The 16554-nt window shown below is 62.7% G+C and carries 15 protein-coding genes; 3 read left to right on the top strand and 12 right to left on the bottom strand.

What is annotated here, in order from left to right; translation table 11 throughout:
- The first annotated feature begins 45 nt into the window (after positions 1-45).
- Complete coding sequence (creD, locus tag P3S72_RS27975) at positions 46-1419, top strand: cell envelope integrity protein CreD (protein WP_276195194.1); 1374 nt, start codon at positions 46-48, stop codon at positions 1417-1419.
- A 153-nt stretch (positions 1420-1572) separates the two neighbouring features.
- Here the strand turns inward: creD and P3S72_RS27970 are convergent, their stop codons facing one another.
- From P3S72_RS27970 to P3S72_RS27925, 10 genes are all read right to left on the bottom strand, one after another.
- Positions 1573-2202 (bottom strand): glutathione S-transferase, encoded by a 630-nt coding sequence (locus P3S72_RS27970; protein ID WP_276195193.1) that lies wholly within the window; start codon positions 2200-2202, stop codon positions 1573-1575.
- 174 nt (positions 2203-2376) lie between these two features.
- Entirely contained in the window at positions 2377-2559 is a 183-nt protein-coding gene (locus P3S72_RS27965) for a hypothetical protein (RefSeq protein ID WP_276195192.1), read from the bottom strand.
- Positions 2560-2762: 203 nt separating this feature from the next.
- Positions 2763-2945: a hypothetical protein gene (locus P3S72_RS27960; protein ID WP_276195192.1), complete on the bottom strand. Its 183-nt coding sequence runs from the start codon at positions 2943-2945 to the stop codon at positions 2763-2765.
- A 203-nt stretch (positions 2946-3148) separates the two neighbouring features.
- Positions 3149-3331, bottom strand: a complete 183-nt coding sequence (locus P3S72_RS27955) for a hypothetical protein (protein WP_276195192.1) — start codon at positions 3329-3331, stop codon at positions 3149-3151.
- Positions 3328-4431 (bottom strand): PepSY-associated TM helix domain-containing protein, encoded by a 1104-nt coding sequence (locus P3S72_RS27950; protein WP_276195191.1) that lies wholly within the window; start codon positions 4429-4431, stop codon positions 3328-3330. Before P3S72_RS27950 ends, P3S72_RS27955 begins: the two co-directional genes overlap by 4 nt.
- A 62-nt stretch (positions 4432-4493) precedes the next feature.
- Positions 4494-6920, bottom strand: coding sequence for a TonB-dependent siderophore receptor (locus P3S72_RS27945; RefSeq protein ID WP_276195190.1), 2427 nt, complete (start codon positions 6918-6920; stop codon positions 4494-4496).
- A 228-nt stretch (positions 6921-7148) separates the two neighbouring features.
- The gene (locus P3S72_RS27940; protein ID WP_276195189.1) at positions 7149-8117 is read right to left on the bottom strand and encodes a FecR family protein; all 969 of its coding nucleotides are present in this window, start codon (positions 8115-8117) and stop codon (positions 7149-7151) included.
- Positions 8114-8632, bottom strand: coding sequence for an RNA polymerase sigma factor (locus P3S72_RS27935; protein WP_253399741.1), 519 nt, complete (start codon positions 8630-8632; stop codon positions 8114-8116). Before P3S72_RS27935 ends, P3S72_RS27940 begins: the two co-directional genes overlap by 4 nt.
- A 97-nt stretch (positions 8633-8729) precedes the next feature.
- On the bottom strand, positions 8730-9437 hold the full coding sequence (locus P3S72_RS27930; RefSeq protein ID WP_276195188.1) for a 3'-5' exonuclease: 708 nt from the start codon (positions 9435-9437) through the stop codon (positions 8730-8732).
- Complete coding sequence (locus P3S72_RS27925; RefSeq protein WP_276195187.1) at positions 9434-11356, bottom strand: DUF294 nucleotidyltransferase-like domain-containing protein; 1923 nt, start codon at positions 11354-11356, stop codon at positions 9434-9436. The genes P3S72_RS27930 and P3S72_RS27925 overlap by 4 nt, the downstream gene beginning before the upstream one ends.
- A 247-nt stretch (positions 11357-11603) precedes the next feature.
- Between P3S72_RS27925 and P3S72_RS27920 the strand changes: the two genes are divergently transcribed.
- A complete protein-coding gene (locus P3S72_RS27920) occupies positions 11604-12050 on the top strand; it encodes a response regulator (protein WP_247403154.1) in 447 nt (148 codons plus the stop codon).
- Positions 12051-12224: 174 nt separating this feature from the next.
- On the opposite strand, the gene P3S72_RS27915 is transcribed toward P3S72_RS27920, so the two are convergent.
- Positions 12225-14402: a malate synthase G gene (locus P3S72_RS27915; protein ID WP_276195186.1), complete on the bottom strand. Its 2178-nt coding sequence runs from the start codon at positions 14400-14402 to the stop codon at positions 12225-12227.
- A 389-nt stretch (positions 14403-14791) separates the two neighbouring features.
- On the opposite strand from P3S72_RS27915, the gene P3S72_RS27910 reads away from it, so the two are divergent.
- Entirely contained in the window at positions 14792-15310 is a 519-nt protein-coding gene (locus P3S72_RS27910; protein WP_276195185.1) for an ACT domain-containing protein, read from the top strand.
- 222 nt (positions 15311-15532) lie between these two features.
- Here P3S72_RS27910 and rarD read toward each other — a convergent pair whose 3' ends face one another.
- Positions 15533-16417, bottom strand: coding sequence for an EamA family transporter RarD (gene rarD, locus P3S72_RS27905; protein WP_276195184.1), 885 nt, complete (start codon positions 16415-16417; stop codon positions 15533-15535).
- Between the last annotated feature and the right edge of the window lie 137 nt (positions 16418-16554).

Below are 16554 nucleotides of genomic sequence, written 5' to 3'. Positions count from 1 at the left end.
CACACGCGCGGCTCACGCTCTGCCCATCCAAACAGGGAGAGTCCCATGAACCGCAGCCTGCTTTTCAAACTGGGCGCGATTGCGCTATTGATCCTGCTATTGCTGATTCCATTGCTGATGATCAACGGCATCATCGCCGACCGCCAATACACTCGCGACAGTGTCCTGATGGACATCGCCCGCAGCTCCAGCTACAGCCAGCGCCTCACCGGCCCGGTGATGGTGGTGCCGTACCGCAAGACCGTCCGTGAGTGGAAGCTCAATGAAAAACTCAACAAGCGCTACGAGGAAACGCGTGAAGTGCGCGGTCGTCTGTATTTCCTGCCGGAGCATTTTGAACTCGACGGCCGGGTGCAAACCGAACTGCGCGCGCGTGGCATCTACCAGGCACGGCTGTTCCACGCCGACAACCGCATCAGCGGACGCTTTGCGTTGCCCGAGCAATGGGGGATCAAGGAGGATTTCGCCGATTATCGCTTTGAGCCGGCGTTTCTGGCGGTGGGTATCAGCGATATTCGCGGCATCGAAAACGCGCTGACACTGGAGCTGGGCAGCCAGCGTCTAGAGTTCTCGCCAGGCACCCAGGTGGAGTGGCTGGGCGAGGGCGTGCATGTGGCGCTCCCCGAGCAGGACAGCAAAAAACCGGCCGCGCTGGACTTCGCCTTCGACCTGCGCCTGCAAGGCACCGAGCAACTGCAAGTGGTGCCGGTGGGCAAGACCAGCCAGGTTGCACTCGCCTCCAATTGGCCGCACCCGAGCTTTATCGGCAACTTCCTGCCGGTGCAGCGGGAAGTCACCGACAAGGGCTTCAGTGCCAACTGGCAGACCTCATTTTTCTCCACCAACCTCGAAGAGGCCCTACGCAGTTGCCTGACCGAGCGAGGCTGTGACGACTTCAACAACCGCAGCTTCGGGGTGAACTTCATCGACCCGGTGGACCAGTACCTCAAGAGCGACCGCGCGATCAAATACGCGCTGCTGTTCATCGCCCTGACCTTTGCCGGTTTCTTCCTGTTCGAAGTGCTCAAGGGCTTGGCGGTGCATCCGATCCAGTACGCCCTGGTGGGGGTTGCCCTGGCGTTTTTCTACCTGCTGTTGTTGTCGTTGTCCGAGCACCTGGGCTTTGCCTTGGCGTACCTGATCTCCGCCAGTGCCTGTGTGTTGTTGATTGGTTTCTACGTGTGCCATGTGCTGCGCAGCGTCGTCCATGGCCTGGGGTTCTCGGCAGGGTTGGCGGCGTTGTATGGCTTGTTGTACGGGCTGTTGAGTGCCGAGGACTACGCGCTGCTGATGGGCTCGCTGCTGCTGTTCGGCCTGCTGGGCACGGTGATGGTGCTGACACGCAAACTGGATTGGTACGGCGTGGGCAAGCGCAAGGCGGTCGAGCCGTTGGCATTTGATCTGGAGGCGGTGCAATGATCGGGTTGCGTGAGGATCAGCGGGCGCGAGCAGAACTGGTCGTGCGGATTAACCAGTTGTTTTGTGTGGCGAGGGCGCTTGCTCCCGTTGGACTGCAGGGGCGCTTCGCGCCCAAGCGGGAGCAAGCGCCCTCGCCACACTAGACTCGCGCAATCACACGGGTGGCTGTGTCTCAAGCATCGAAGGCCGCTGGCTGACTTCGGCGTACCAGGCGGCAAGCCGGGGGTTGGCGTCGCGCCATTGCAGGTCCGGGTGACGGAAGTCCAGGTAACCCAAGGCGCAGGCCACGCTGATCGCGGCGATATCGAAGTGGCTGGCCAGTTCGGCAATCGCATCCGCTTCCAGCTCCGCCAGGCTACGGCGGATCTTGTTGCGCTGTTCGTCGAGCCACGGGGCCCAGTGTTTTTCCGGCGGGCGCAGGGCGCTCTCGTAACGCACCAGCACGGCGGCATCCATGATGCCGTCGGCCATCGAGGCCAGGGTCAGGCGGCGCCAGCGGGCCGAGCCGTCACGGGGGATCAGCGGGTTGCCGACGTGCTGGTGGTCGAGGTAATCGAGGATCACCCGGCTGTCGTGCAGCACCGTGCCATCGGGCAGGCGCAGGGCCGGGATCTTGCCCACCGGGTTTTCGTTGACCAGTTGTACGTCCGGGTTGACGGGTGTCGGCATGCAGAGCTGCAGGGCCACACGGTCCTGCTGGCCGGTTTCAGCCAGCAACACGCGGACTTTGCGCACGAACGGCGAAGCGGGGTTGTGGAACAGGGTCATGCTGGGAGCGGACATGGGCATTCCTCTGGATGGGCAGGCGCTAGCCTAGAGGGTTGCGCCGTGGCTGGCGAGGGGGATTTTTGGGGTTCTTGAGGGCCTCATCGGGGGCAAGCCCCCTCCCACAGTTGACCGAGTTCTGCCTTTGAAATGCGGTCGAATGTGGGAGGGGGCTTGCCCCCGATGGCGTCCTCAACCGCGCCGCCTGAACAACCCCCAAGCCCCAATGACCGCAGGAACACCCAACCCGACCCAGCTCAGCGCATCCCACCACCCATCCCCCAGCAGCGCGGCAAACAAACCGGCCGCGCTGAGCAGGCCGATCCCCAGGGGAATGCCAAACACCTTCCAGAAACTCGACTGACGCGGCTTCATGCCTTGCCTGCCTTGCGTCTGACGACCCACAGGTAAACACCGCTGCCGAGCACGCTAGCCCAGAGGGTTGCGCAGTGGCTGGCGAGGGGGATTTTTGGGGTTCTTGAGGGCCTCATCGGGGGCAAGCCCCCTCCCACAGTTGACCGAGTTCTGCCTTTGAAATGCGGTCGAATGTGGGAGGGGGCTTGCCCCCGATGGCGTCCTCAACCGCGCCGCCTGAACAACCCCCAAGCCCCAATGACCGCAGGAACACCCAACCCGACCCAGCTCAGCGCATCCCACCACCCATCCCCCAGCAGCGCGGCAAACAAACCGGCCGCGCTGAGCAGGCCGATCCCCAGGGGAATGCCAAACACCTTCCAGAAACTCGACTGACGCGGCTTCATGCCTTGCCTGCCTTGCGTCTGACGACCCACAGGTAAACACCGCTGCCGAGCACGCTAGCCCAGAGGGTTGCGCAGTGGCTGGCGAGGGGGATTTTTGGGGTTCTTGAGGGCCTCATCGGGGGCAAGCCCCCTCCCACAGTTGACCGAGTTCTGCCTTTGAAATGCGGTCGAATGTGGGAGGGGGCTTGCCCCCGATGGCGTCCTCAACCGCGCCGCCTGAACAACCCCCAAGCCCCAATGACCGCAGGAACACCCAACCCGACCCAGCTCAGCGCATCCCACCACCCATCCCCCAGCAGCGCGGCAAACAAACCGGCCGCGCTGAGCAGGCCGATCCCCAGGGGAATGCCAAACACCTTCCAGAAACTCGACTGACGCGGCTTCATGCCTTGCCTGCCTTGCGTCTGACGACCCACAGGTAAACACCGCTGCCGAGCACGATGAGGGTCAGCCCATCCAGCACCGCCCAGAGGATTTTCATCGGCATGCCGCCGTAGTCGCCGAAATGCAGCGGCTGAGACATGCCCATGGCGTCCATGTACCACGGCCGTTTGGCGATGGCGGTGACGGCGAGCGTGCTGGCGTCGATCAGCACGGGGGTGAGCAGGTGCGCGGTCAGGTGCGTGCTGCCCTTCATGAACACGGCGTAATGGTATTCGCTGGAAAAGCGTGTGCCGGGAAAGGCGATGAAGTCCGGCTGCATGCCGGGCGCGGCCTCAGCGGCGATCTTGAGCAGATCGCTGGCCGGTGCGCGCTGGGTCAGCGGCGGGGCGTGCTTGTACGGTTCGACCATCGCGCTGAGGCTGTCGGTGCGCCAGGCGGCGATGATCAGGTCGGCACAGGCGCTGATCACGCCGGTCACGCCGACCACCAGCGCCCAGGTCAGGGTGACCACGCCGATGAGGTTATGCAGGTCGAGCCAGCGCAGGCGGGTGGACTTGTCCTGGCGCACGGTGGCGAATTTCAAGCGGCGCATGAACGGCAGGTACAGCACCGTGCCCGAGACAATCGCGAGCACAAACAGAAGGCCCATGAACGCCAGCAGCCACTTGCCCGGCAGGCCGGCGAACATATCCACATGCAGGCGCAGCAGGAACAGCGTAAAGCCGCCGTTGGCCGACGGCATCGCGACCGCTTCACCGGTGCGTGCATCGAGCATGAAGGTGTGGGAGGCGTTGGGTTCGGTGCCGGCGGTGGCGGCCATGATTGCGATCACGCCGTTTTTGTCGTCGTCGTCCCAGGCCAGGTACTGCATGGCTTCGCCGGGGCGATGGGCCTGGGCCTTGGCCACCAGTTGTTCAAGGTTCAGCAGTGGCGTATCGGCGGGCAGCTGCGCCAGTTGTGGCTCGTTGCCCAGCAGGTGATCGATCTCGTGGTGGAAAATCAACGGCAGGCCAGTGAGGGCGAGCAGCAGCAGGAACACCGTGCAGATCAGGCTGGCCCAGGTGTGGATAAAGGACCAGCGGCGGATGGTGGTGCTTTTCATGTTCTAGCCTTCGGACACGCCAAGGCCGCCCCTTGGGGCGGCCGGGTGGTTAACCCAGTCGGTTACCACTGGTAGGTGGCACTGGCGACGACGCTGCGTTGGTCGCCGAAGTAGCAGTAGCTGCCATCGCAGGTCGACAGGTAGTCCTTGTTGAACAGGTTGGTGGCGTTCAACTTCACCGAGGCACCTTTCAGGCTGTTGTCCAGGCGGCCCAGGTCGTAATGCACCGCGCCGTCGAACACCGTGTAGGCATTGGCCTTGCCCAGCCAGGTGTTGGCCTGGTCGCCATAGGTATTGCCGGTGTAACGGGCACCGAAGCCGATGCCGAAACCGTCGAGCACACCGGTGTGCCAGGTGTAATCGGTCCACAGCGAGGCTTGCTGATTGGGCATCAGTTGCAGGCGGTTGCCTTTGTAGATGCCTGTTTGCACCTCGGATTTGGCCAGGGTATAGGCGGCGATGACCTTGAGGTTCTCGGTCACGTCAGACACCGCTTCCAGCTCCAAGCCCTTGACCTTCACTTCGCCGGCCTGGTCGGTGATCGACTGGTTGCCCGAGCCGATTCGGGTCACCAGCACGTTTTTCTGGGTCAGGTCATAGACCGCCGCACTCAGCAGCGTCGTGGAGCCGGGCGGCTGGTACTTGATCCCCAGTTCCCATTGCTGGCCTTCGGTGGGCTTGTACGACTTGACCGGGTCGACGCTGGCGTTGCTCGCCGGCTGGAAGGATTCGGCGTAGGACAGGTACGGCACAAAGCCGGAATCGAACACATAGCTCAGCGCCGCGTTGCCGCTGAAATTCTTGCTGCGATCCGTGTTGGTCGCATCCAGTTTGTTGAAGTAGGTGGTGCCCTGGTGCACCCAGTCTTCGCGTCCGCCGAGGGTCAGGCGCCAGTTGTCCAGGGCCATCTGGTCTTGCGCGTAGAGGCCGGTCTGTACGGTTTTCTGGTTGTAGTCGTAATACGCATCGCCGGTCGGGCGGACCGTGGGCACGGTGTTGACCGGGTTGAAAATGTTGATGCTCGACGCCGTACCGTAGATCGTCCGGAAGGAGGTATCGGTGCGCTGGTGATCCAGGCCGAGCAACACGGTGTGGGTCACGTCGCCGGTGGCGAAGTCAGCCTGGAAGTGGTTGTCCAGCGCAAGCTGACCGATGTTCTCGTCAACGTTGGTGGTCGAGCGCGTGATGGTGCCTGTCGCGTCAGCCGGGGAGTAGGCATAGGAACCCACGGTCAGTTGCTGGAACGACAACTGCGACTTGGTGTAGCGCAGGTTCTGCTTGAACTGCCAGGTGTCGTTGAAGCGATGCTCGAAGGCATAGCCCAGTGCGTAGTAGGTGCGGTCGTAGAACTCGTAGTCCGGATCGCCGAGGTTCTTGTGGTGGGAGATTTCGCCCAGCGGCGATTTGATCTTGGTGCCCTGGATCGGCAGGAACTGGCTGGTGGTGCCGGTATCGTCGCGGGTGAACTGCGAGAGCAGGGTCAGCTGGGTGTCGGTGTCGATGTTCCAGGTCAGGCTGGGAGCGATGTTGTAGCGCTTGTTGTCGATATGGTCGACCTGGGTGCCGGCATCCCGTACCACGCCGCTGACGCCGTAAAGGAACTGGCCTTCATCATCGACCTTGCCGGTGCTGGCGAAATTGATCTGGCGATAGTTGTCACTGCCGTATTGCACTTGAATGGCATGGCTCGATTCCGCGCTGGGACGCCGGCTGACCATGTCCAGCAGGCCGCCCGGCGGTGTCTGGCCATACACCGACGACGCCGGGCCGCGCAGCAGGGCGATGCGGTCGAGGTTCCAGGTTTCGGCTTTCGGGTTGGCGTACACGCCGCGTGGCAACGGCAGACCGTCGAGGAATTGGGTGGGCTCGAAGCCACGCACGCGCATCCAGTCGTAGCGGGTGTCGCTGCCGTAGCTGGCGGACACGATGCCGGGCATGTATTTGACCGCGTCATCCAGGTTCTGCACGTTGCGGTCCTGCATCTGCTCGCGGGTGGCGACGGAGATCGAGCGCGGCGCTTCGACCAGCGCGGTGTCGGTCTTGGTGCCGGCGGCGGTACGCGTCGCCAGGTAGCCTTGCACCGGGCCCCAGGCACTTTCAGCGTTGCCTTGGGCAACGATGGTGGTCTGCGGCAACGCCACGACCCCTTCCGCAATCGCTACCAGCGTGTAAGTCCCCGCGCTGCTCTGCTCCACTTGCAACCCGGTGCCGCGCAGTGCCTCGCTCAGTGCGCCTTGCGCGTCGAACTGGCCCTGCACCGGCGCGGAGGTTTTGCCTGCAGCCAGTGCCGGGCTGAGGGTCAGCGCGAGGCCGGCCTGGCTGGCGATCTGGTTCAGGGTGGTGGCCAATGGCGCGGCGGGCAGGTTGTAGGCGCGCACGTTGGACGCTTGCTCGGCGGCGATCAGCACGGTGCTGGCCAGCGGGGTGCTGAGGGCAATAGCCACGGCTAACAGGCTGGGGCGCAACAAGGTGTCTAGCGTGCGGGACATGGGGCGGCTCCTGAATGGAAGTAATTCGCAATTACCCCTGTGCCGAGCGAGATTCGAAAAGTGATAGGGCCAGATGAAAATAATGTTTGCCTGGGGCTATTCGGTGTTCTTGAGGGCCTCATCGCGAGCAAGCCCGCTCCGACCTTTGATCGCGTTATGTCTGGCTGAACGCGGTCGAAGGTGGGAGCGGGCTTGCTCGCGATAGCAATCGCTCAGACACCGCTGGACCTAGGGCTTGCCCTTCACCGTCACCCACCACGGCGTGCGCTGCTCGATCTGCACCGGCAGGGTCGGCAGCAGGGCATTCAGCGCCAGAGTGGTGTCGTGCAGCGGGAAGCTGCCAGTGATGCGCAGGTCGGCCACCCGGTTATCCACACCCAGGTGGCCACGGCGATAACGGCTCAGTTCCTCGACCACATCGCCCAGGCGGGCGTTGTCCACCACCAGCATGCCGCGGGTCCAGGCGTCGGTGGCGGGGGTGACGGCCAGCAGCGGGCCGAGGCTGTCGCTGCGCATCAGCACTTGCTGGCCGGCCTTGAAGACCTGCGCCTGATGCAACGCCTCGGGTTGGGCGGCCACCGCCGATTGCAGCACGCTCAGGCGCGTGGCGTCGTCCTCGCGCTTGACGATAAACCGCGTGCCCAGCGCGCGCAGGCTGCCGTCGCGGGTTTGCACATAGAACGGGCGCGCATCGTTGTGGCCGGTTTCGACGAGGATTTCGCCTTCCTGCAACACGATCAGCCGGCGCGTTTCATCGAAACGCACATCGATGGCGCTGTGGGTGTTGAGGTTGATCTGCGTGCCGTCCGCCAGTGTCAGCGTGCGTTGCTCGCCGGTGGCGGTGCGTTGATCGGCCAGCCAATAGTCGAGCGGCCCATAACGTTCAGCGGCAAACAAGGCCAGGCCGCACACCAGCGCGATACTCGCCAGGCCGCTGCCGAGTTTGCGCACACGCTGGCGAATGCCCTCGCGTGACTGCAACAACGCCGCGCGCGCTGGGCCCGAGGCCACGCTGAAACGCTGGTCGAGCAGGCCCAGTTGGTGCCAGGCGCGGGCATGTTCGGCATCGCTGGCCAGCCACTTGGCGAATCCTTCCTGTTCCACGGCGCTGCCGTCGCCTGAGTCGAGGGACAGTTGCCAGGCAATCGCCGCATCCAGCACCCGGGCCGCCACCGGTTTGCAATTGACCGCGCTCATAACGGCTCGCCATACAGCGCGATGTAGCACTGGCGGATGCCCTGGGCCAGGTACTGGCGCACGCGCGGCACCGACACGCCGAGGCGCCGGGCGATGTCGGCGTGGCCCAGGCCGTCGATACGGTTGTAGAGGAACGCGGCGCGGGCCTTGCTCGACAGTGTGCCGAGCAGGCGGTCGATGGCCTTGAGGTCTTCGAGGATCAGTTGCTGGTCTTCTGGCGACGGGTGTTCGCTTTCCGGGATCAGCATCAATTCGCTGAGGTAGGCCTGTTCCAGGGCGGCGCGGCGGAAGTAGTCGAACAACAAGCCCTTGGCGATCGCCACCAGAAAGGCGCGCGGCTCGCGGGGTTCGCGCAACCCGTCGCGGCCGAGCAGGCGCATGAAGGTGTCCTGGCTCAGGTCTTCGGCGCGGCTCGGGCAGGCCACGTTGCGTCGCAGCCACGCCAGCAGCCAGCCGCGATGGTCGCGATACAACGCGCCAACAAGCTCACTGTGGGGGGGCTGGACCGACGACAAGGCATCACCGAATAAACAAGTTTAAAATAACGAGAATTATTCGCGATTGTGTCAGAGGCGTGGAGCCGGCGCAATTGGCGTCTGTCGGGAGATGCTATTAAAACGAGGGCGCTTGTTTACGCCGTTTCCATTGGCTCAAACGTGCTTGCAGGGCGCGTGGCGTGTCGATGTGCTGCTGGCGCGCGCGGCTGAGCAGGATGAGCATCAGTTCCGCCGTGGCCAGGGCGTCGGCGCTGGCGTGGTGGCGTTCGCCCACCTGCAGGTGGAAGTAGTTGATCCAGTCATCCAACCCGGCTTCGCGGATCGGCGCCTCGGGGCACAGCAGCGGGGCGATGTCGGCCACGTCGAGGAACGAATGGGCCAGGCGATAACCCAGGCTGTCCTTGAGCGCCCGGCCCAGCATGTGTTGATCGAACGGCGCATGGAAGGCCAGCAAGGGGCTGTCGCCGACGAAGTCCATGAAATCCAGCAGCGCGTCCACTGGGTCACTGCCGGCGGCGATTGCACTGGGGCCGAGGCCGTGGATCAGCACGGCGGGGTTCAGTTTTGTTTCGGCGCGTTGCAGCGTGCGCTCGAACATTTGCGAAAAGTCCACCGCGCCGTCCTCGATCACCACGGCACCGATGGATAACACTTGGTCGCGGTTCAGGTTCAGGCCGCTGGTTTCCAGGTCCAGCACCACCCAGCGCTGGCTGCGCAAGGCAACGTCGCCCAGCGCGATAGGCAGGGGCAATTGCTCCAGGCGCTGGCGTTGCGTTGCGTCGAGATGGGGTTTGGCCGTGCGCAACCAACCAAACAGGCTCACAACTGATACCGCACGGTCAGGCTGCTTTGCAGGCGCTGGGCCTGGCGCAGGGATTCACGCAGGATGCGCCGGTCCAGGTGGTTGAGGCTCTCGGGGTCGACGCGGTTGGAATACGGCAGGTTTTCCCGGGTTTGCAACTGGTGCTGTTGCATGCGGGTTTGCTGGATAAAGTGATACGCCTCTTCATAAGCGGCGCCATCCAGCGGCTCGATCACCTCCTTGACCACCAACTGGCGCAAGCGCTCCAGGGTGTTGATGGCGTGGACGTCGTTGGCCAGGGCCAGCAGGCGCGCGCCGTCGACAAAGGGCGTCAGGCCTTGCACCTTGAGGTCGAGGGTGGCTTTTTCGCTGCCTTTGCGCGTCAGCACGAACTCGCGGAAGCGTCCCACCGGCGGGCGTTGGCGCAAGGCGTTCTCCGCCAGCATGCGCTGGAACAGGCGGTTATCCGCGACCTGATCGAGAATGCCCTGGCGCAGTTGTTCACAACCCTGCTCATCGCCCCACACTACCCGCAGGTCGAAATAGATGGTCGACGCCAGCAGGTTGTCCGGCGTCGCTTCGCGTATAAACGCCGCAAACCGTCGCGCCCATTCGGCCCGCGACAGGCACAGCTCGGGGTTGCCGGCCATGATGTTGCCTTTGCACAGGGTGAAGCCGCACTGTGCCAGGCTCTGGTTGATCTGCTGCGCGAGGGGCAGCAGGCGCGCGCGAATCTCAGCCGCTTCGGCGGCGTCCTTGGCGTCGAACAGGATGCCGTTGTCCTGGTCGGTGTAGAGCGTCTGCTCGCGGCGGCCTTCGCTGCCGAAACACAGCCAGGTGAACGGCACGCCGGGGTCGCCTTTGTCGGCGAGGGTCAACTCGATGACCCGGCACACGGTGTGATCGTTGAGCAGCGTAATAATGTGGGTGATCTGGGTCGACGACGCGCCATGGGCGAGCATGCGCTCCACCAACTGGCCGATCTCGCCGCGTATCGCCACCAGGTTTTCCACCTTGGGCGCATTGCGGATGGTGCGGGCCAGGTGGACCAAGTCCACACGCTGCAGGGAAAACAGGTCGCGCTCGGACACCACGCCGCACAGGCGATGGTCTTTGACCAGGCACACGTGGGCGATATGCCGCTCGGTCATGGCGATGGCAGCATCGAAGGCGCTGTGGTCCGGCGTGAGGAAGAACGGCGCAGGGGTCATGTGCGCGTCGATCGCGAGGGTGAAATCGCTGGTGCCGTCGGCCACCACTTGGCGCAGATCGCGCAGGGTGAAAATCCCCAGGGGCGCCTTGTGCTCATCCACGATCACAATGCTGCCGACCTGTTGCTCGTGCATCAGCGTCACCGCTTCGCGCAGCGGCGTATCCGGGCCGCACATCACCGGGTGGCGCATGGCCAACTCGCCCAGGCGGGTATTCAAGGAGTATTGGGTGCCGAGGGTTTCCACGGCCTTTTGCTGCACTTGCTGGTTGATCTGATCGAGCAGGCTGCTGACGCCGCGCAAAGCGAAATCGCGGAACTCGCTGGACAGCGCGAACAGCTTGATAAACGCCGGCTTGTTCAGTTGCAGGCAGAAGGTGTCTTCGGCGGCCTTGTGCTCGGTGCGCGTCGCGCGTTCGCCCAGCAGTGCCGCGAGGGGGAAGCACTCGCCGGTGGCAATCTCAAAGGTGGTTTCGGCCGAATCCGGCCGCTCGCCGACAACCCGCCCCTGCTTGACGATATAGAAGTGCTCCACCGGCCCATCCGACGGCTTGAGGATGCTGTCGCCGGGGCCGTAAAAGCGCAATTGGCACTGCTCTACCAGGAACGCGAGGTGCGCGTTTTCCATTTGGTTGAACGGTGGGAAGCGTTGCAGGAACTGCAAGGTGCCGTGGATGTTCTGCAACACCGCAGTTTTCCCCGCCTGGTCGAATGCATCAGCTTTACTCATAACTAGGACCGCGATGTTTTTGTCGTTATCGTTCTGCATGGTCGACTCCTGCACGGCGGGTGCCCATTGGACGTAAGTCTAGGTCGATGAAAACGGCGCATAACTAGGGAAAAACCTTACATGACTATCGTCCAAACCCCGTAGAACGCCCACTAGGCAAACTTTCCGACGAAGTGCACATTGTTCGGCCTTCCGCAGATGTCTGACGAGTGTGCAGGGAGATTGATGAGAGCTAGCTGAGAACCGTATGTCCGACCACGATATTTTGAGTGATGCCGAGCGCGAGGCGCTGAGCGCCGTGATGCTGGAGCCTGATTTACCGCCACAACGCGTGTTGATTGTCGACGACGACAAGGACGCGCGCGAACTGCTGGCGGAGATCCTGGGCCTGGACGGTATTCGCTGCATGACCGCTGAGAGTGGTGAAACGGCGTGGAAACTGCTGGAGTCGAGCAGTTCCATTGGCTTGCTGATCACCGACCTGCGCATGGCGCCGAGCAATGGCCTCCAGTTGATTCGCCAGGTGCGCAGTTCTACCCGAGCGGCGTTGCCGATCATCATCATGTCCGGGGACGCCGAAGCGCCAGATGTGATCGATGCGATGCATTTGAGCGTGGTGGACTTTTTGCTCAAACCGATTGATAGCGTGAAGTTGGCGAAGTTGGTGAAGCGGGAGTTGGGGATGGCTTCCTGATTTTTGCGGTGTATGTAAAGGCCTCATCGGGGGCAAGCCCCCTCCCACAGTTAGCTGCATTCCTACAGGATGTACGCGGTCAACTGTGGGAGGGGGCTTGCCCCCGATAGCGCCATTGCGGTCACCACAAGCCTCAAAGAAAAAGCCCTGATCGCAAGATCAGGGCTTTTTCATTTACAGGCCGTTTTTAGCCTTGAACTCCCGACGCCTGCGGTGCAACACCGGCTCGGTATAACCATTGGGTTGCTGGGTCCCTTCAATCACCAACTCCACCGCCGCCTGGAACGCGATGTTGCTGTCGAAATCCGGTGCCAGCGGACGGTACAGCGCATCCCCGGCATTCTGACGGTCCACCACCGGCGCCATGCGCTTGAGGCTTTCCATCACCTGGTCCTGAGTGACAACGCCGTGGCGCAGCCAGTTGGCGATGTGCTGGCTGGAGATGCGCAGTGTGGCGCGGTCTTCCATCAGGCCGATGTCGTTGATGTCCGGCACTTTCGAGCAGCCGACGCCCTGGTCGATCCAGCGCACCACATAGCCGAGGATGCCCTGGGCGTTGTTGTCCAGCTCGTTGCGGATTTCTTCGTCCGACCAGTTGGGGTTGCTGGCCAATGGGATGGTCAGGATATCGTCCAGCGACGCACGCTCGCGCTTGGCCAGTTCGGCCTGGCGCGCGAACACGTCGACCTTGTGGTAGTGCAACGCGTGCAGCGCCGCCGCTGTCGGCGATGGCACCCAGGCGGTGTTGGCGCCGGCCAGTGGGTGGGCGATTTTCTGTTCGAGCATCGCCGCCATCAGGTCAGGCATGGCCCACATGCCTTTACCGATCTGCGCACGGCCTTGCAGGCCGGTGGCCAGGCCGATATCGACGTTCCAGTTTTCGTAGGCGCTGATCCATTTTTCCGTCTTCATCGCGGCCTTGCGCACCATCGCGCCGGCTTCCATGGAGGTGTGGATTTCATCGCCGGTGCGGTCGAGGAAGCCGGTGTTGATAAACACCACGCGCTCGCTGGCGGCCTTGATGCAGGCCTTGAGGTTGACCGTAGTGCGGCGTTCCTCGTCCATGATCCCGACTTTGAGCGTGTTGCGCGGCAGGTTCAGCACGTCTTCGATGCGGCCGAACAGTTCGTTGGTGAACGCGGCTTCTTCCGGGCCGTGCATCTTCGGTTTCACGATGTACACGGAACCGGTGCGGCTGTTCTTGCGGCTGCTGTTGCCGTTGAGGCTGTGGATCGCGGCCAGGCTGGTGAGCAGGCCGTCGAGAATGCCTTCGGGTACTTCGTTGCCGTTTTTGTCGAGGATCGCGTCGATGGTCATCAAGTGGCCAACGTTGCGCACGAACAGCAGCGAGCGACCGTGCAGCGTTACGTCCTGGCCATCCACGCCGGTGTAGACGCGGTCGGCGTTCATGGTGCGGGTGAAGGTCTTGCCGCCCTTGGCCATTTCTTCGGCCAGGTCGCCTTTCATCAGGCCGAGCCAGTTGCGGTAGATCACCACTTTGTCATCGGCATCGACGGCGGCGACGGAGTCTTCGCAGTCCATGATGGTGGTCAGCGCGGCTTCCATCAGCACGTCTTTGACGCCGGCCGCGTCGGTCTGGCCGACCGGGGTGCTGGCATCGATCTGGATTTCGAAATGCAGGCCGTTGTGTTTGAGCAGGACTGCAATCGGTTGGGCGCTGTCGCCCTGGAAGCCGATCAACTGGGCATCGTCGCGCAGGCCGCTGTTGCTGCCGCCTTTGAGGCTGACCACGAGTTTGCCGTCAACGATCTTGTAGCCGGTGGAATCGACGTGGCTGCCGGCGCTGAGCGGTGCGGCTTCGTCGAGGAAGGCGCGGGCGAAGGCGATGACCTTGTCGCCGCGCACCTTGTTGTAGCCCTGGCCCTTTTCGGCGCCGTCGGCTTCGCTGATGGCGTCGGTGCCATACAGCGCGTCATACAACGAGCCCCAGCGCGCATTGGAGGCGTTGAGGGCGAAACGGGCGTTCATCACCGGCACGACCAGCTGGGGGCCGGCCATGCGGGCGATTTCGTCATCGACGTTTTGGGTCGAGGCCTGGAAGTCTGCGGCTTCTGGCAGCAGGTATCCGATATCTTGCAGGAAGGCTTTGTAGGCCACCGGGTCATGCGCCTGGCCAGCGTGAGTCTGGTGCCAGGTGTCGATCCGCGCTTGGAAATCGTCGCGTTTGGCGAGTAGGGCTTTGTTCTTCGGTGCCAGGTCGTGGATGACCTTGTCGGCGCCGGCCCAGAACTGGTCGGCAGTGACGCCGGTACCGGGAATGGCTTCGTTGTTCACGAAGTCGAACAGGACTTTGGCGACCTGCAGGCCACCGACTTGAACGTGTTCAGTCATTGCTTGCCTCACTCTACGGAGCTTATGCGCTTTTCAGCTTTTCAATTTACCAATGAAGCCTCTGGCCATTTAAACCGCAGGCACGCTGCGCCGGTACATGCCTATGAAGGCGGCTGGGCAGGCTGTGTCGCGGAGCAAGGTTGCCGTGGCAGACATCGACCCAACGTTTATGTAGTGCGCGATTGCGCATACTACATGATGACTTGCGGTTGTGAAAATTAGACTAAATACGTCGTTTAGCGACCCACTTTGGTCGTATGGTCACAGTGGGGTATCGGATGTTCTCAAGAAAGCGATAGATTGTTCCAGATAAATATAAAAATGGTACACGATTTGTCTTCGTGGGCATCTGCGTCCACCTTGTAGATTGAATTCCAGAGGGCTTCGCCATGGACCATCTTGTACTCACTATCATTGCCGCCGACAAACCCGGCCTGGTTGAACGCATCGCGCAGAACATTGCGGCCCACGGCGGCAACTGGCTGGAGAGCCGCATGGCGCACATGGCCGGGCAGTTTGCCGGGATTCTGCGGGTCAGTGTCCCCGCCGAGAACCGTCAGGCCCTGGTGAATGCACTGGAGGACTTATCCACACACGGCATCCGTGTGCTCGTGGGTGATAGCAGCGCCGGGCAGGCGGCGGCGTCCAAACCGATCACCATGACGCTGGTGGGCAACGACCGGCCGGGGATCGTGCGTGAGATCACCGCGTTGTTGAGCAAGCAGGGGGTCAACCTCGAACGCCTGAGCACCGACGTGCGTCCGGCGCCGATGAGCGGCGACCCGCTGTTCCACGCCGATGCGTCACTGGCCGTGCCGGCGGGCCTGGCGCTGGACACCCTGCAAGCGGCCCTGGAAACCCTGGCCGACGACTTGATGGTGGAGTTGGAACTGCGCAGCGAGGAATAACCACCCACACGGTTATGCATGGAAATCTTGCATGAGCCTGTGGATAACCTGTAGAGACCCGGCGCCAGGCCACGCCGGCCGTGCTTCTCCGTCAACTGAGCAAAAAACGAGCAGTTTCAAGGGCTTGTACACAAATGGCGGGGATCAGGCTGTGGATAACCTTGGGGTGGATGTCTGCAAGCCAGGCAGGCTGTGGCTTGCAGAGTTTTGTACGTTATTTGATCAGCGTTTGCGCACCGTCAGCCACGCGTCCAGGCTGTAGACCACCAGGCCGGCCCAGATAAAGGCGAAGGCGATCAGTGTGCTGGGCGCCAGTTGTTCACCAAACAGCAGCACCGCTTCGAGCAGCACCAGGGTCGGCGCCACGTACTGCAAAAAGCCCAGGGCGGTGTAGGGCAAGTGCCGCGCAGCGGCGTTGAAACACACCAGCGGGATCAGCGTCACCGGGCCGGCGGCCACCAGCCACCAGGCTTCGGACGTACTCCAGAATGCCAGTTGCGCGCTGTGTGCCGAGGGGTTGAACAGCAACCAGGCGACAGCGATCGGTACCAGCATCCAGGTTTCCACCACCAGCCCCGGCAGCGCCTTGACCGGCGCCTGCTTGCGGATCAGGCCATAGAAGCCGAAGGTCAGCGCCAGCACCAGCGACACCCACGGCAAACTGCCCACCTGCCACACCTGCTGCGCCACACCCACCGCTGCCAGCCCGACGGCGACCCATTGCAGGCGGCGCAGGCGTTCGCCGAGGAGCAGCATGCCGAGCAACACGTTCACCAGTGGGTTGATGTAGTAACCCAGGCTGGCCTCGAGCATGCGTCCGCTGTTCACCGACCACACATAGGTCAGCCAGTTAGCCGCAATCAACGAGCCGCTGAGGGCCAGGATCGCCAGGCGCTGGGGGTTATCGCGCAGTTCGCGGAACCAGCCGGGGTGTTTCCAGACCATCAGCAGCAGCGTGCCGAACAGCGCTGACCACAGCACGCGATGCACGATGATTTCGGCGGCGGGGACACTGGCGATAGCTTTGAAGTAGAGCGGGAAGAGACCCCAGATGACATAGGCACTCAGGCCCAGGATGTACCCCTTGCGGGGGTTGGCGGCGTGCATTGCAGAATCCTTGCTTAGGCAGCTAACAAAGCGCGATTGTAAGGATATTTTTCCGCTCGTGGGGCCTGCAGTGTTTTATGTGGGCGGGGGCTTGCTCCCGATAGCGGTATATCAGTCGGCTCATCCGATACTGACAC

Source organism: Pseudomonas sp. D3, from assembly GCF_029320995.1.
GTDB lineage: Bacteria > Pseudomonadota > Gammaproteobacteria > Pseudomonadales > Pseudomonadaceae > Aquipseudomonas > Aquipseudomonas paraveronii.
The sequence above is the reverse complement of the archived record's forward strand: the minus strand, read 5'-3'. Positions and strand labels throughout refer to the sequence as shown.

What these genes read in the sequence shown, in the direction of transcription:
- P3S72_RS27925 (WP_276195187.1), bottom strand. Translation starts at nt 11,356, where the DNA reads ATGAGTAAAGCTGATGCATTCGACCAGGCGGGGAAAACTGCGGTGTTG.
- P3S72_RS27955 (WP_276195192.1), bottom strand. Translation starts at nt 3,331, where the DNA reads ATGAAGCCGCGTCAGTCGAGTTTCTGGAAGGTGTTTGGCATTCCCCTG.
- P3S72_RS27915 (WP_276195186.1), bottom strand. Translation starts at nt 14,402, where the DNA reads ATGACTGAACACGTTCAAGTCGGTGGCCTGCAGGTCGCCAAAGTCCTG.
- P3S72_RS27910 (WP_276195185.1), top strand. Translation starts at nt 14,792, where the DNA reads ATGGACCATCTTGTACTCACTATCATTGCCGCCGACAAACCCGGCCTG.
- P3S72_RS27945 (WP_276195190.1), bottom strand. Translation starts at nt 6,920, where the DNA reads ATGTCCCGCACGCTAGACACCTTGTTGCGCCCCAGCCTGTTAGCCGTG.
- P3S72_RS27950 (WP_276195191.1), bottom strand. Translation starts at nt 4,431, where the DNA reads ATGAAAAGCACCACCATCCGCCGCTGGTCCTTTATCCACACCTGGGCC.
- rarD (WP_276195184.1), bottom strand. Translation starts at nt 16,417, where the DNA reads ATGCACGCCGCCAACCCCCGCAAGGGGTACATCCTGGGCCTGAGTGCC.
- P3S72_RS27940 (WP_276195189.1), bottom strand. Translation starts at nt 8,117, where the DNA reads ATGAGCGCGGTCAATTGCAAACCGGTGGCGGCCCGGGTGCTGGATGCG.
- P3S72_RS27970 (WP_276195193.1), bottom strand. Translation starts at nt 2,202, where the DNA reads ATGTCCGCTCCCAGCATGACCCTGTTCCACAACCCCGCTTCGCCGTTC.
- P3S72_RS27920 (WP_247403154.1), top strand. Translation starts at nt 11,604, where the DNA reads ATGTCCGACCACGATATTTTGAGTGATGCCGAGCGCGAGGCGCTGAGC.
- P3S72_RS27960 (WP_276195192.1), bottom strand. Translation starts at nt 2,945, where the DNA reads ATGAAGCCGCGTCAGTCGAGTTTCTGGAAGGTGTTTGGCATTCCCCTG.
- creD (WP_276195194.1), top strand. Translation starts at nt 46, where the DNA reads ATGAACCGCAGCCTGCTTTTCAAACTGGGCGCGATTGCGCTATTGATC.
- P3S72_RS27965 (WP_276195192.1), bottom strand. Translation starts at nt 2,559, where the DNA reads ATGAAGCCGCGTCAGTCGAGTTTCTGGAAGGTGTTTGGCATTCCCCTG.